14 protein-coding genes and 1 tRNA gene are annotated in these 13,749 nt (G+C 70.7%); 8 read left to right on the top strand and 7 right to left on the bottom strand.

Features of this window, described 5'->3' with window-relative positions; translation table 11 throughout:
• Positions 1 to 61: 61 nt before the first annotated feature.
• Entirely contained in the window at positions 62 to 829 is a 768-nt protein-coding gene (locus tag ACWEV0_RS04805; protein WP_453146476.1) for an alpha/beta hydrolase, read from the top strand.
• Between the two features lie 109 nt (positions 830 to 938).
• On the opposite strand, the gene ACWEV0_RS04800 is transcribed toward ACWEV0_RS04805, so the two are convergent.
• The 3 genes from ACWEV0_RS04800 to ACWEV0_RS04790 form a co-directional block, all read right to left on the bottom strand.
• Positions 939 to 1,012 (bottom strand) — tRNA-Pro (locus ACWEV0_RS04800).
• A gap of 37 nt (positions 1,013 to 1,049) precedes the next feature.
• Positions 1,050 to 1,733 carry a Pr6Pr family membrane protein gene (locus ACWEV0_RS04795; protein ID WP_453146475.1) on the bottom strand — a complete coding sequence of 228 codons (684 nt, stop codon included), beginning with the start codon at positions 1,731 to 1,733 and terminating at the stop codon, positions 1,050 to 1,052.
• 61 nt (positions 1,734 to 1,794) lie between these two features.
• The gene (locus ACWEV0_RS04790) at positions 1,795 to 2,733 is read right to left on the bottom strand and encodes a metallophosphoesterase (RefSeq protein ID WP_453146473.1); all 939 of its coding nucleotides are present in this window, start codon (positions 2,731 to 2,733) and stop codon (positions 1,795 to 1,797) included.
• A gap of 74 nt (positions 2,734 to 2,807) precedes the next feature.
• Here ACWEV0_RS04790 and ACWEV0_RS04785 point away from each other — a divergent pair, with 74 nt between their 5' ends.
• Positions 2,808 to 3,272, top strand: coding sequence for a GatB/YqeY domain-containing protein (locus ACWEV0_RS04785; protein WP_451606013.1), 465 nt, complete (start codon positions 2,808 to 2,810; stop codon positions 3,270 to 3,272).
• A 106-nt stretch (positions 3,273 to 3,378) separates the two neighbouring features.
• Here the strand turns inward: ACWEV0_RS04785 and ACWEV0_RS04780 are convergent, their stop codons facing one another.
• Entirely contained in the window at positions 3,379 to 5,604 is a 2,226-nt protein-coding gene (locus ACWEV0_RS04780) for a transglycosylase domain-containing protein (protein ID WP_453146471.1), read from the bottom strand.
• A 600-nt stretch (positions 5,605 to 6,204) separates the two neighbouring features.
• On the opposite strand from ACWEV0_RS04780, the gene ACWEV0_RS04775 reads away from it, so the two are divergent.
• A complete protein-coding gene (locus ACWEV0_RS04775; RefSeq protein ID WP_046910200.1) occupies positions 6,205 to 6,549 on the top strand; it encodes a WhiB family transcriptional regulator in 345 nt (114 codons plus the stop codon).
• 57 nt (positions 6,550 to 6,606) lie between these two features.
• Here the strand turns inward: ACWEV0_RS04775 and ACWEV0_RS04770 are convergent, their stop codons facing one another.
• Together ACWEV0_RS04770 and ACWEV0_RS04765 are read right to left on the bottom strand one after the other, a co-directional pair.
• A complete protein-coding gene (locus tag ACWEV0_RS04770) occupies positions 6,607 to 8,097 on the bottom strand; it encodes an ArsA family ATPase (RefSeq protein WP_453146594.1) in 1,491 nt (496 codons plus the stop codon).
• A gap of 56 nt (positions 8,098 to 8,153) precedes the next feature.
• Positions 8,154 to 9,116: an ArsA family ATPase gene (locus ACWEV0_RS04765; RefSeq protein ID WP_453146469.1), complete on the bottom strand. Its 963-nt coding sequence runs from the start codon at positions 9,114 to 9,116 to the stop codon at positions 8,154 to 8,156.
• 149 nt (positions 9,117 to 9,265) lie between these two features.
• Here ACWEV0_RS04765 and ACWEV0_RS04760 point away from each other — a divergent pair, with 149 nt between their 5' ends.
• The 5 genes from ACWEV0_RS04760 (at position 9,266) to ACWEV0_RS04740 (ending at position 12,816) form a co-directional block, all read left to right on the top strand.
• The gene (locus tag ACWEV0_RS04760) at positions 9,266 to 9,424 is read left to right on the top strand and encodes a DUF4177 domain-containing protein (protein ID WP_017947820.1); all 159 of its coding nucleotides are present in this window, start codon (positions 9,266 to 9,268) and stop codon (positions 9,422 to 9,424) included.
• Positions 9,424 to 9,891 carry a RidA family protein gene (locus tag ACWEV0_RS04755; RefSeq protein WP_453146467.1) on the top strand — a complete coding sequence of 156 codons (468 nt, stop codon included), beginning with the start codon at positions 9,424 to 9,426 and terminating at the stop codon, positions 9,889 to 9,891. The genes ACWEV0_RS04760 and ACWEV0_RS04755 overlap by 1 nt, the downstream gene beginning before the upstream one ends.
• 211 nt (positions 9,892 to 10,102) lie before the next feature.
• Complete coding sequence (locus ACWEV0_RS04750; RefSeq protein ID WP_453146465.1) at positions 10,103 to 10,993, top strand: NUDIX hydrolase; 891 nt, start codon at positions 10,103 to 10,105, stop codon at positions 10,991 to 10,993.
• Positions 10,990 to 11,820 carry an MBL fold metallo-hydrolase gene (locus ACWEV0_RS04745; protein ID WP_453146463.1) on the top strand — a complete coding sequence of 277 codons (831 nt, stop codon included), beginning with the start codon at positions 10,990 to 10,992 and terminating at the stop codon, positions 11,818 to 11,820. The genes ACWEV0_RS04750 and ACWEV0_RS04745 overlap by 4 nt, the downstream gene beginning before the upstream one ends.
• Before the next feature lie 111 nt (positions 11,821 to 11,931).
• Entirely contained in the window at positions 11,932 to 12,816 is an 885-nt protein-coding gene (locus ACWEV0_RS04740; protein ID WP_453146461.1) for a prohibitin family protein, read from the top strand.
• 167 nt (positions 12,817 to 12,983) lie between these two features.
• On the opposite strand, the gene ACWEV0_RS04735 is transcribed toward ACWEV0_RS04740, so the two are convergent.
• Positions 12,984 to 13,658 carry a Crp/Fnr family transcriptional regulator gene (locus ACWEV0_RS04735; RefSeq protein ID WP_046910193.1) on the bottom strand — a complete coding sequence of 225 codons (675 nt, stop codon included), beginning with the start codon at positions 13,656 to 13,658 and terminating at the stop codon, positions 12,984 to 12,986.
• Between the last annotated feature and the right edge of the window lie 91 nt (positions 13,659 to 13,749).

Here is a 13,749-nt window from a genome sequence, read left to right as displayed (position 1 = left end):
GTCGGGCGATAGGTCGTCGTCCGGGAGCGCCGTTTCACGAGCACTCCCGAAAGGCACGACCATGTACTTCACTTCTGAACAGCGCCTCGACGACGGCGTCCTCGAGCGCGCATTCACCCTGGGCGAGATCCCCGGCATCCTGTGGACCCCCGGGTCCGCCTCCGGGTCCACGTCCGCATCCGCATCCGCATCCGCACCGGCACCGCTGATCCTGATCGGCCTCCCCCCTCTCGGACTGCACCAGGTGTACTCCCGGGTGGCGGCGCGGGCCCGCTACTACGCGGCGGAGTACGGCTTCGCCGCGGCGACCATCGAGCTCCCCGGAACCGGCGACCGGCCCCGTCTGGCCGCCCTCGAACAGGCCCGAGCCGACCTGCGCAGGGCCGTGCAGGCCGGCGAGCCGGTCACCGGCGAGATCGTCGACGCCCTCGTCCTCCCCCTGGTCGACAAGGCGGTCCCGGAATGCCAGGCCGCCCTGGACGCCCTTCTGGAGCTACCCGGGATCGGCGGCCCCGTCGCGTACGAGGGCGGGGTGATCTCCATCGGCGTCCGGCTGGCGGCGGTCGACCCGCGCATCGCGGCCGCCTGCCTCTTCGCCGGGAGCTTCGTGCCCGCCGCCGTCTTCGAAGAGGCCCGCCGGGTCACCGTTCCGCTCCAGGTCCTGCTGCAGTGGGACGACGAGGGCAACGACCGGCAGGCGGCCCTGGACCTGTTCGACGCCTTCGGCTCCAAGGAGAAGACCCTGCACGCCAACCTCGGCGGTCACACCGGCGTCCCGCACTTCGAGCTCGACGCCGCGGCCCGGTTCTTCACCCGGCACCTGAAGTGAAGCCGGGTTCGGTCTTCACGGAGCGGTAGTCACGTGACGTAGGCGCTCAGACGCGAACAGGTGAGGCCGGTACTGAGATCAGTACCGGCCTCACCTGCTGTTTCGGCTGTCGGGGTGGCGGGATTTGAACCCACGACCTCTTCGTCCCGAACGAAGCGCGCTGCCAAGCTGCGCTACACCCCGATGTCGCTGCTCTGGTCTTCCCTCGCGGCGACATCGATTACTTTAGCCCACCCGCGCCCAGAGACGAAATCCGGTTCTCGCGGCCCACCACCGCAGGTCGGAAGCGGTCGGCCGTGACGAGGGCGAGGCCGAGGCCGTAGAAGGCGAGACCCAGGACGAGGGCGTTGACGAGGACGGTCGGGTAGCCGTGCGCGGGGATGTCCAGGAAGGGGTACGGGTAGCGGGTCGGGGCGTCGGGGGAGACGAGGGCGCCGCGGGTGAGGGCGAAGGCGAGGTAGGCCGCGGGGGCCGCGAGCCACTGGGCGGCGTGGCGCCACAGCAGGGCGGCCGGGCGGGTGAGGAGGAGCCAGTCGAGGAGCACGCCGATCGGGGTGACGGTGTGCAGGAGCTGGTTGGCGACGGCCCGGGCGCCGGTGAGGCGGGCGATGGCGTCGGCCGCGTTGAACTCGCTCGACGCGTTGTCCAGGACCAGGTGGAAGACGAGCCCGACGACGGTGATGCAGAGCAGCACCCCGCCCGTCCACAGCGGCGGGAGCGGTGGCTCGCGCCGCCAGGACCGGACGGCGCCCAGGCCGAGGACGACGGCGACGGCGGTGTTCGACCAGATCGTGAAGAAGCTGAAGACGACGAGGGGGCTGCCCTCGACGCACTCGAGCACGATGCCGGTCGCCGCGGCCAGGGCGATCAGCGCGCGGAAGACGGCAGTGAGGCGATTCGGCATGGGCCTCACCGTATGCGCCGTACGGGTGGCGGCGCAGACGGCGAGGCCGGAGCCGTACGACTCAGTCCCGGGCGGTCAGCGTGAGCAGCGTCGCCTCCGGCGGGCAGGCGAAGCGGACCGGGGTGTAGCGGTTGGTGCCGCAGCCGGCCGAGACGTGGAGGTACGAGGTGTGGCCGCCGGCCGTGTGGGTGGAGAGGCCCTTCACGCGGTCGGTGTCCAGGTCGCAGTTGGTGACCAGCGCGCCGTAGAAGGGGATGCACAGCTGGCCGCCGTGGGTGTGCCCGGCGAGGATCAGGTCGTAGCCGTCCGCCGTGAACGCGTCGAGGGCCCGCAGGTAGGGCGCGTGGACCACGCCGAGCGTGAAGTCCGCGTCGCGGTCCGGGCCGCCGGCGACGCGCTCGTACCGGTCGCGCTTGATGTGCGGGTCGTCGATGCCGGTGAAGGCGAGGTCCAGGTCGGGCAGCTTGAGCCGGCCGCGGGTGTTGGTGAGGTTGACCCAGCCGGCCGCGTCGAAGGCGTCCCGCAGGTCCTCCCAGGGGTTGTGCACGGCGCCGACCGCCGGCGGGTTGCCGTTCAGGCCGTGCTTCCCCTGCACCTTCTCCTTCAGATAGAGCGCGGGGTTGCGCAGCCGCGGACCGTAGTAGTCGTTGGAGCCGAAGACGTAGACGCCCGGGAACTCCATCAGCGGCCCCAGCGCGTCGAGCACCTCCGGCACCGCCTCCGTGTCGGAGAGGTTGTCGCCGGTGTTGACGACGAAGTCGGGCCGCAGCCCCGCGAGCGACTGCAGCCAGGCGCGCTTCTTGCCCTGGCCGGACACCATGTGGATGTCCGAGACCTGGAGTACCCGCAGGTCACGCATGCCGCGGGGGAGCACCGGGATGGTCACCCGGCGCAGTCGGAAGGAGCGGGCTTCGAAGCCCGCCGCGTAGACGAGTCCGGCCGCGGCCGTCGCCGCGAGGCCGGCCGTGATCTTCAGGGGGATCCCGTACCGTGCGCGCATCCCCTTATCGTCGCAGACCCGATGAGCCGAAATGCGCGGGCGGTACGGGCCCGGCACCTGACACACTTGACCCCATGACCACGCTCAAGGCCAAGCTCCAGGACGACCTCACCGCCGCGATCAAGGGGCGCGACGAACTGCGCTCCTCGACCCTGCGGATGACCATCGCCGCGATCAACAAGGAAGAGGTCGCGGGCAAGACCAAGCGCGAGCTCTCCGAAGACGAGGTGCAGAAGGTGATCGCCAAGGAGGCGAAGAAGCGCCGCGAGGCCGCGGACGCCTTCACCCAGGGCGGTCGCGCCGAGTCCGCCGCGCGCGAGCTGGCCGAGGGCGAGATCCTCGACGCGTACCTGCCGAAGCAGCTGAGCGACGAGGAGCTGGAGGCCGTCGTGGCCGCCGCCGTCGAGGAGGCGAAGGCCGCGGGCGCCGAGGGGCCGCGCGCGATGGGCGCCGTCATGAAGATCGTGAACCCGAAGGTCGCGGGCCAGGCGGAGGGCGGCCGCGTCGCCGCCGCCGTGAAGAAGCTGCTCGCCGGCTGACATCCGTAGCCGCAGACAGACGAAGGGCGCCCCTCCCGGTCCGGGAGGGGCGCCCGTCGTCATTCGGCTTGCGGGTCCGCGGTACGCGGGTCCGCGGTGGGCGGCGCTACGGCTTGCGGTGGCCGCCGCGGCCGGTGGTCCCGCCGATGAGGTCCGGCGGGAGGACGATGCCGCCCGGAAGCGTCGTGCCGGGCTGCGGGCCGCCCGGCTTGTTGTCGCCGGGGCGCTTGGTCGGGTCCTTCGTCTTGTCCTCGGGGTTCGCGCCGCGCGGCAGGTCGACCGGGACGAAGGTCGGGGTCTGGCCGGCGTCGAGCGCGCCGGTCATCGCGATCTTCCAGATCGGTCCGGGGAGGCAGCCACCGCAGACCTTGTCGTAGTACTGGCCGCCGATGGTGATGTCGTACATCGGCCGCTTCTCGCCGACGTCGTCACCGACCCACACCGCCGTGGACAGGTTCGGCGTGTAGCCGACGAACCAGGCGTCCTTGCGGTCGTTGGTGGTACCCGTCTTGCCCGCGTTGTCGCGGTCGCTCAGACCGGCCCGGGTACCCGTGCCGTCCTCGACGACGCCCTTCAGCATCTGGTTGACCGTGTCGGCGGTCTTCTCGCTCATCGCCCGCGTGCACTCGGTCTGAGGGACCTTCAGCTTCTCGCCGTTGGCCGTCGTGATGGACTCGATGATGACGGGGGAGCAGTACGTGCCGCGGTTGGCGAAGGTCGCGTAGGCGGAGGCCATGTCGAGCGGGGTCGCCTCCTGGCCGCCGAGGGTGATGGAGGGGAGCTCCTTCAGCTTCTTGCCGAGCTCGCTCTCGTACCCCATCTTCTTCGCCATCTGCACCGTCTCGCACAGCCCGGTCATCTGCTCCAGGTTCGCGAAGTACGTGTTGATGGACTTGCCGAGCGCGCTGGTCATGTCCCAGCTGCCGGTCTCGGTCTCCATCTCGTTCTGCAGGTCCCAGTTGCCGGAGCCGGACGGGGCGCCCGAGCAGGTGGTGTACGAGTTCATCGGCACCGAGATCTTCCACGGCGTCGAGAACGACTGGGCCGGGCTCAGCCCCTTCTCCAGGGCCGCGGCGGCGGTGATCGGCTTGAACGTCGAACCGACCTGGAAGCCGTACGTCGTGCCGCCCATCTTCTTGCCGACGGCGAGGTTGAGCGTCGTCTGGTGCAGCTTCTGGTCGAGGCCGTACGGGCGGGACTGGCCCATCGAGAGGATCTTGCCGGTGCCGGGCTGGACCTGGACCACCGTGGCGGCGACCGGGTCGTCCTTGTCGACCTTGGCGACGGCGGCCTCGTTGGCGGCGGCCTGGGCGCGCGGGTCGAGGGTGGTCCGGATGGTCAGACCGCCCAGGTTCCACAGCTTCTGACGCTCCTCGGCGGTCTTGCCGAAGACCGGGTCGTTGAGGATCGTCTTGCGGACGTAGTCGCAGAAGAAGCCGGCGCCGTCGACGGCGGTGATGCAGCCGTTCTTCGGCGACTTCACCTTCAGCTTGATGGGGGTGGCCTTGGCCTTGTCGGCCTCCGCCTGGCTGATGTCCTTCACGTCGGCCATGCGCTGCAGCACGATGTTGCGGCGCTTGGTGGCCTCCTGGAGGTCGTTCACCGGGTCGAAGCGACTCGGCGACTGCACCAGGCCGGCCATCATGGCGGCCTCGGGGAGGGTCAGGTCGGCGGCGTGCTTGGAGAAGTAGCGCTGCGAGGCGGCCTCGATGCCGTACGCCTGCTGCCCGAAGAACGTGATGTTGAGGTAGTTCTCCAGGATCTTCTTCTTGCCCAGCTCCTCCTCGACCTGGATCGCGAACTTCAGCTCGCGCACCTTGCGGCCCATGGTCTGCTGGGTGGCGAGCGCGACCTTCTCCGGGTCGTCGCCCGCCTCCTCGACGAAGACGTTCTTCACGTACTGCTGGGTGAGCGTGGACGCGCCCTGCGCGACCCCGCCCGACTGCGCGTTGCGGTTGATGGCGCGCAGCACGCCCTTGAGGTCGATGGCGCCGTGCTCGTAGAAGCGCGAGTCCTCGATCGCGACGATCGCCTTCTGCATGTACGGCGAGATCTTCTCGATCGGCACGACCTTGCGGTCACGCGAGTACACGGTCGCGATGTGGCCGCCCTCGGAGTCGAGGATCGTCGTACGCTGACTCAGCGGCGGCGTCTTCAGGTTGGACGGGATCTCGTCGAACCCCTCGACCGTGCCCTTGGCGGCCAGTCCGAGCGCCCCGGCCGCGGGCAGGGCGATGCCCGCCAGCACGGCCCCGGAGAGCACACTGACACCGAGGAACTTGGCGGCTTGCTGGGTCCGGGTGAGACCACCGCCCGAGCGCTTCTTTGCCATGGGGGCAGCCTAATCCGTAGCCATGAGGGTTCCGTAGGAGCGGGTGCTTCTCGGAGCGTTCGAGTACCGGACCGTGACATCTCGAGAGACCTGGCCCAACCCCGGCCTGGCCCCTGACCCCGGACCGGACGCCGACGAGGGGCACCAGCGGCCCTGCAACCGTGCCGTGAACGGAGGACTCGTCCGCTGAACTTGACGGCACAGCAACGTGAGGCGCCTACGTTCTCATTCGCCGGACACACGTATATGCCTTGGCCTAAGCTGCTCCCAACTGTCACAGCAGTGGGGTCCCGCATCAAGACCCGTGCGTGACATCGGCGTGAAAAACGGCCATGACCGGCCTGATCGGCGTGAGATTCCGCGTACCCGAAGCGCGGGATGTTCATGCCCGAATCCGGCTCATGTCCGAAAAGGGAGCTATGTCCTTCGATCACTCCCCTGGGTGATCTCACGCGCACGCATAGTCCGTTCGGGCCATTCAAGATTGGGCCCGAAGGGGGTGTTGCGCTGTCGCCACCTTCCGTAACGTCCCAACTGGCAGCGGTGAATATGCCGCTACCGCCGTGGGGGAGCCTCGATTCGGGAGAGGACGGCGCCGGTATGGGCTGGGTAGCTGACTGGAGTGCGCAGGCGGCCTGCCGCACTACCGATCCGGATGAACTTTTCGTGCAGGGTGCGGCGCAGAACAGGGCGAAGGCGGTGTGCACCGGATGTCCGGTGCGGACCGAGTGCCTTGCCGACGCCCTCGACAACCGCGTGGAATTCGGCGTGTGGGGCGGCATGACGGAGCGCGAGCGACGCGCCCTGCTGCGCCGCCGACCGACCGTCACCTCGTGGCGCCGGCTTCTGGAGACCGCGCGCACGGAGTACGAGCGGGGAGCGGGCCTGCTGCCCGTGGCGATGGACGACGACGCGACGTACGAGACGTACGCGGCGGTGGGCTAGCCCTACCGGCAGCCCCGCCGGGCGCACCGAACGGCGCCCGCGGCGGGCGCGCCTCGGCTACGGTATGCGGCCGACCGTCAGACGGTCACCGATGGCCCGCAGGCCGTCGAGGTCATGTACGTCACCGGGAAGGGCGGCCACTTCGGCGACCGCCACCTCGGGGTGGAGCGCGGTGAAGCGATCGCGCGTGCGCTGTTCACGCGCGAGCACCTGCATCCGCTCGGCATGCAGTCGGAGCAGACCGGCGGTGAGTTCCCTGACGTCCGGATCGTTGACGTCGTCGGAGTCGTGCGGGTCGCGATCGTCGGCGTCGGGATCGTTCACGTCGAGATCGTTCACGTCGGGGTCATCCGGACCGGCAGCGCTTGGATCGCCGACGATGGGGTCGTCGACGTCCGAGGCGTCCGAGTCCGTGTCGGCTGTGGGGGCAGCCTCAGGTGCGGACAACTGGGACGGTACGGCGGCGGTGGCGAGGTCTGACGGCTCGGGAGCGATGGCCAAGGGGCCACGCCCAGCAGTCTTCCCGGCCGCCTGATCCACAATGCGGCCCTCGTCAAGATTTTCTGCGGCGGCCCGCGCCCGCTCGGCCGACAGCCGGGCGGCGCCGCTGCCATGGACCCGGTTGAGGACGAGACCGGCCAGCGGCATCTCCTCCGCGGCCAGCCGCTCCACGAAGTACGCCGCCTCGCGCAGCGCGTCGCGCTCCGGCGTGGCGACCACGAGGAACGCCGTGCCCGGCGCCTGGAGCAGCTTGTACGTGGCGTCCGCGCGGGTCCGGAAGCCGCCGAACATCGTGTCCATGGCGGCCACGAAGGTCTGCACGTCCTTCAGGAACTGACCCCCGAGCAGCTTCCCCAGCGTGCCCGTCATCATCGACATGCCGACGTTCAGGAACTTCATCCCGGCCCGGCCGCCGACCTTCGCCGGGGCCATGAGGAGCTTGATGAACTTCCCGTCCAGGAAGGACCCGAGCCGCTTCGGCGCGTCCAGGAAGTCGAGCGCCGAGCGGGACGGCGGAGTGTCGACCACGATCAGGTCCCACTCGTCCCGGGCCCGCAGCTGGCCCAGCTTCTCCATCGCCATGTACTCCTGCGTACCGGCGAAGCCGGCCGACAGGGACTGGTAGAACGGGTTCTCCAGGATCGCCCGGGCCCGGTCGGCGTCCGCGTGCGCCTCGACGATCTCGTCGAAGGTCCGCTTCATGTCGAGCATCATCGCGTGCAGTTCGCCGCCGTCGCTGCCCTTGATGCCGTCCACCTTGCGCGGCACGTTGTCGAGCGAGTCGATGCCCATCGACTGGGCGAGCCGGCGCGCCGGGTCGATGGTGAGCACCACCACCCGCCGGCCGCGCTCCGCCGCCCGGACGCCGAGCGCCGCCGCGGTCGTCGTCTTGCCGACGCCGCCCGCACCGCAGCACACGACGATGCGGGTGGCCGGGTCGTCGAGCAGCGGATCGAGCTCCAGGACGGGCGCCGTGTCGAGACCGCCCGCCCCGGGGGCCGGCTTCCCCTTCCCCGTCGCCGCCTCGCCCTCCGTCTCGCCCGCCATCCCGCTCTTCGTCCCGCTCTTCGTCCCGGTCTTGGCCCCGGTCGCCTTGGCCGCTGTCACGCGCCCACCCCTTGTCGCCGCAGCTCCTTCGCCAGCCGGTAGAGGCCGGCGATGTCCGCCCCGTCCCCCAGGAAGGGGAGTTCGTACGTCGGCACGCCGATGGCGTTCAGCGCCTCGCGCTGGGCCCGCTCGAGCTCCACCCGCTGGGCGTGCTCCGCCGCCTGCTCCAGGAGCGGTTCGACCAGCCGCGTACCGCCCTTGATGCCGACGGACGCCAAGGTCCCCGCGACGGCCTCCCGGTGGGCGCCGGAGGCGGCCCGTACCGCCGCCTCGTCGAGGACGTGCGGGCGGACCATGTTCACGATCGCGCGGCCGACGGGCAGTCCGGCCTCGCGCAGCTCCGCGATGCCGTCCGCGGTCTCCTGGACCGGCATCTCCTCCAGCAGGGTCACCAGATGCACCGCCGTGTCCGGCGACTTGAGGAAGCGCATGATCGCCTGGGCCTGATTGTGTATCGGGCCGATCCTGGCGAGCCCGGCCACCTCGTCGTTGACGTTCAGAAAGCGGGTGATGCGGCCGGTCGGCGGCGCGTCCATCACCACGTAGTCGTAGGTGAAGCCGCCCTGCTTCTCGCGGCGGCGCACCGCCTCGCACGCCTTGCCGGTCAGCAGCACGTCCCTGACGCCCGGCGCTATGGTCGTCGCGAAGTCGATCGCGCCGAGCTTCTTCAGGGCCCGCCCCGCACTGCCCAGTTTGTAGAACATCTGGAGGTAGTCGAGGAGGGCGCGCTCGGCGTCGATCGCCAGCGCGAACACCTCGCCGCCGCCGGGCGCGACGGCGATCTTGCGTTCCTCGTACGGCAGCGCCTCCGCCTCGAAGAGCTGCGCGATGCCCTGCCTGCCCTCCACCTCGACCAGGAGGGTCCGCTTTCCCTCGGTCGCGAGGGCGAGCGCGAGTGCGGCGGCGACCGTCGTCTTACCGGTACCGCCCTTGCCGCTGACGACCTGGAGCCTGCTCACGTATTCGAGCCTAACCACTGGCGGCCCGCACCAATCAGAGGGCCGCCCCGGAGAAGACCCGGAGAAGTCCCCCGAGAAGCCCCGGAGCCGCCCCCCGAATGAGCCCCTACGGGAACGGGGCGCCTCCCCGCAGCGGCTACAGTCGGCTCATGACCAAGTGGGAGTACGCGACTGTGCCGCTGCTGGTGCACGCGACGAAGCAGATTCTTGACACCTGGGGCGAGGACGGCTGGGAGCTCGTCCAGGTCGTGCCCGGGCCGAACAACCCCGAGCAGCTCGTGGCCTACCTGAAGCGGGAGAAGTCCTGATGAGCGGGGCCGTCGAGGCGAAGCTCGCCGAACTGGGCCTGACCCTGCCGGACGTCGTGCCGCCGCTCGCCGCGTACCAGCCGGCCGTGCAGTCGGGCGCGTACGTCTACACCTCGGGCCAGCTCCCGATGGTCGCGGGCAAGCTCGCGCTGACCGGCAAGGTCGGCGCCGAGGTGACGGCCGAGGAGGCCAAGGAGCTCGCCGCCACCTGCGCGCTGAACGCGCTCGCGGCCGTGAAGTCGGTCGCCGGTGACCTGGACCGGATCAAGCGGGTCGTGAAGGTGGTCGGCTTCGTCGCCTCCGCCCCCGACTTCACCGGCCAGCCCGGCGTCGTCAACGGCGCCAGCGAGCTGCTCGGCGCCGTCCTCGGCGACAAGGGCGTGCACGCCCGCAGCGCGGTCGGCGTGGCGGTCCTCCCGCTCGACGCCCCGGTCGAGGTCGAGGTCCAGGTGGAGCTCGAGGCCTGAGAGCCCGAGGGCGCGAGGTCTGAGAGCCCGAGGTCTGGAGCGCGAGCTCTGAGAGCCTGAGCTCTTGAGCGCGAGCTCTGAGCTGAGAGCCCGAGGCTGGAGCGTGAGCTCTGAGGCCCGTGCCCGGCCCTCCCGCACGTGTGAGCCGGTTCCTCCCGCCCAGGAGGAATCGGCTCTCGTGCATTTCGATGCTTGCGCATAGCATCCGGCCATGTCGAATGGTCAGTCGAACGGTCAGTGGTACCCAGCGGAATGGCCCGACCGCATCCGCGCCCTCGCCGCCGGTGAACTCGTGCCCGCGGCCCCCAAGCGCGCCGCCACCGTGCTGCTCCTGAAGGACGGCCCGGACGGCCCCCTCGTGCACATGCTGCGCCGCCGCGCCTCCATGGCCTTCGCGGGCGGCGCGTACGCCTATCCCGGCGGCGGCGTCGATCCGCGCGACGAGCACCCGGTGCGCTGGGCGGGCCCGTCCCGCGAGGAGTGGGCGGCCCGGCTCGGCCTCGACGACCCGGCGCAGGCGCAGGCCGTCGTCTGCGCCGCCGTCCGGGAGACGTACGAGGAGGCGGGCGTCCTGCTCGCCGGCCAGACGCCGGACTCCGTCGTCGGCGACACGACCGGCGACGACTGGGAGAAGGACCGGGAGGCGCTCGTCGCCCGCGAGCTCTCCTTCGCCGACTTCCTGGACCGGCGCGGGCTGGTCCTGCGCTCCGACCTGCTGGGCGCCTGGGCCCGCTGGATCACGCCCGAGTTCGAGCCGCGGCGCTACGACACCTGGTTCTTCGTGGCGGCGCTCCCGGCCGGTCAGCGCACCCGCAACGCCTCCACGGAGGCCGACCGCACCGTCTGGATCCGCCCGCAGGACGCGGCGGCCGGCTACGACCGCGGCGAGCTCACGATGATGCCGCCGACCATCTCCACCCTGCGCGGCCTGCAGCGGTACGGCACGGCCGCCGAGGCCCTCGCCGCGGCCCGGGACCAGGACATGACCCCCGTGCTCGCGCAGGCGCGCCTCGACGGCGACGAGGTGATCCTGAGCTGGCCGGGGCACGATGAGTTCACGAAGCACGTTCCCTCGGCCGGACGCGAAGGAGGGACGATATGAGCGACGCCCACGCCCTGCCCGGGCAGCCGCGCGGGGCCGTGGTCTCCGGGCCGGCGACCACCCGCGCGGTCAACGTCCTCGCGCCCAACCCCTCCGCGATGACCCTGGACGGCACCAACACCTGGATCGTCGCCGAGCCGGACGCCGACCTCGCCGTCGTCATCGATCCCGGACCGCTCGACGAGGACCATCTGCGGCGGGTCGTGGAGACAGCCGCGAGGCTCGGCAAGCGGATCGGGCTCACCCTGCTCACCCACGGCCATCCGGACCACGCCGAGGGCGCGGCTCGGTTCGCCGAGCTGACCCGGACCAAGGTGCGGGCGCTCGACCCGGTGCTGCGGCTCGGCGACGAGGGCCTCGCCGCCGGTGACGTGATCACCACGGGCGGGCTCGAACTCAGGGTCGTACCGACGCCCGGACACACCTCCGACTCGCTGTGCTTCCACCTGCCGGCCGACCGCGCGGTGCTGACCGGGGACACCATCCTGGGGCGCGGCACGACGATGGTGGCCCATCCGGACGGGCGGCTCGGGGACTACCTGGACTCGCTGCGGCGGCTGCGCTCGCTCACCGTCGACGACGGCGTCCACACGGTCCTGCCGGGCCACGGGCCGGTCCTGGAGGACGCGCAGGGGGCCGTGGAGTTCTATCTGGCGCACCGGGCGAGCCGCCTCGCCCAGGTGGAGACGGCCGTGGAGGCCGGATACCGGACGGCTCCGGAGGTGGTGGCGCATGTGTACGCGGACGTGGACCGCTCGCTGTGGCCGGCCGCGGAACTGTCGGTACGGGCGCAGCTGGACTATCTACGGGACCACGGCCTGATCTGATCGGCCCCCGATCGGACCGGACCCGGATCTGATCGGACCCTGCAACCTCTGGGCTACGGCGCGTGTCTTACGCTCCGCTTACATCTGGCCGTAGCTCTCGGGGGGAAGCCCGTGTTCGTCATAGCCATCCTGCTGGTCATCACAGCGGCGGTGCTCTACTTCATCGGCCGCGCGAACGACACCCGCGGCCTCAAGCTGGGTGCTCTCGGCGCCCTGCTCGCCAGCCTGTTCTCGCTGGTCGCGAGCATGACCTACGTGGTCAGCGCCTACGAGGTCGGCGTCCCGGTCGCCTTCGGGAAGGTCGGCTCGCCGCTGTCCTCCGGCCTGCACGTGGTGTCGCCGTTCACCAGCGTGACGACCTTCTCGACCCGCCCGGTGGACCTCAACCTCTCCGACAAGGACGTGGTCGAGGTCCGCTCCTCGCAGGGTGGCGTGATGTACGCCGAGGTCACCGTGAAGTGGGCGGTGCACCCGTCGCAGGCCGTCGAGCTGTACCGGCTGGCCGGCAGTGAGGACGCCATCCAGCAGCGGCTGGTCTACCCGGACAGCCGTGAGATCGTCCGCAACGTCTTCGCCCGCCACACCAGCGAGGAGGGGTACGCCTCCGACCGCGAGGGGATCAACGCCGAGATCGCGTCCCTCATCAAGCAGCGGCTCGCCCCGCGCGGCATCCAGGTCACCACGGTCAACCTGCGCAACGTGAAGCCGTCGAACGCACTCCAGGACCAGATCGACCGCAAGATCCAGCAGCAGCAGGCCACCGAGCGGGCCCTGGAGGCCTCCCGCACCGCGAAGGCCGAGGCCGACCGGCGCCGTATCGAGGCCGAGGGCATCGCCCGCGCCAACAAGATCCTCAACGACTCGCTGACCGACAAGGTCCTGATGAACCAGTGCATCGACGCCTACCGGGAGGCTTCGGCGAAGAACCCGGTCTACGCGGTGCCGTGCGGCGGTGGCGGCTCGAACCCGCTGATCGTGGACGGTTCGAAGCGCTAGAAGCGCCGAAAGCGCCGGAAACGCCGAGAGGGAGCGGCAACAGATAGCGCCGCTCCCCATGCACATCCCCATGCGCACTCCCGATGCGCATACGGAAGGGGGCCACCCGGATCGACCGGGCGGCCCCCTTCTCGTACGTACGACTCTTCTGAGTCCGCTGAGTCCGCTTACCGCGAGCGCTTCGCGAGGCGCTCCACGTCGAGCAGGATCACGGCACGGGCCTCCAGGCGCAGCCAGCCGCGCTGGGCGAAGTCGGCGAGCGCCTTGTTGACCGTCTCGCGGGAGGCGCCGACCAGCTGGGCCAGCTCCTCCTGGGTGAGGTCGTGGACGACGTGGATGCCCTCCTCCGACTGCACGCCGAAGCGGCGCGACAGGTCGAGGAGCGCGCGGGCGACACGGCCCGGGACGTCGGAGAAGACCAGGTCGGACATCTGGTCGTTGGTCTTGCGCAGGCGGCGGGCCACGGCGCGCAGCAGGGCGCTGGCCACCTCCGGGCGCGCGTTCAGCCAGGGCTGGAGGTCGCCGTGGCCGAGGCCGAGCAGCTTGACCTCGGTGAGCGCGGTCGCGGTCGCGGTGCGCGGGCCCGGGTCGAACAGGGACAGCTCGCCGATCAGCTCGCCGGGGCCGAGGACCGCCAGCATGTTCTCGCGGCCGTCGGGCGAGGTGCGGTGCAGCTTGACCTTGCCCTCGGTCACCACGTAGAGCCGGTCGCCCGGGTCGCCCTCGTGGAACAGTGCGTCGCCACGGGCGAGCGTCGCCTCACTCATCGAGGCGCGCAGCTCGGCGGCCTGCTCGTCGTCGAGCGCCGCGAACAGCGGCGCGCGTCGCAGAACGTCGTCCACGAGTTCTCTCCTATGTCGACCTCAGGTGCGATCAATCACAACAAGTTTGACTCACCGGAGGGCCTTTCCGTACGTCAGGGGCCCGATTGGG

It is taken from the genome of Streptomyces sp. NPDC003943 (assembly GCF_053605265.1).
Note: the sequence above shows the minus strand (reverse complement) of the source record. Positions and strands in the feature narration are given on the sequence as shown.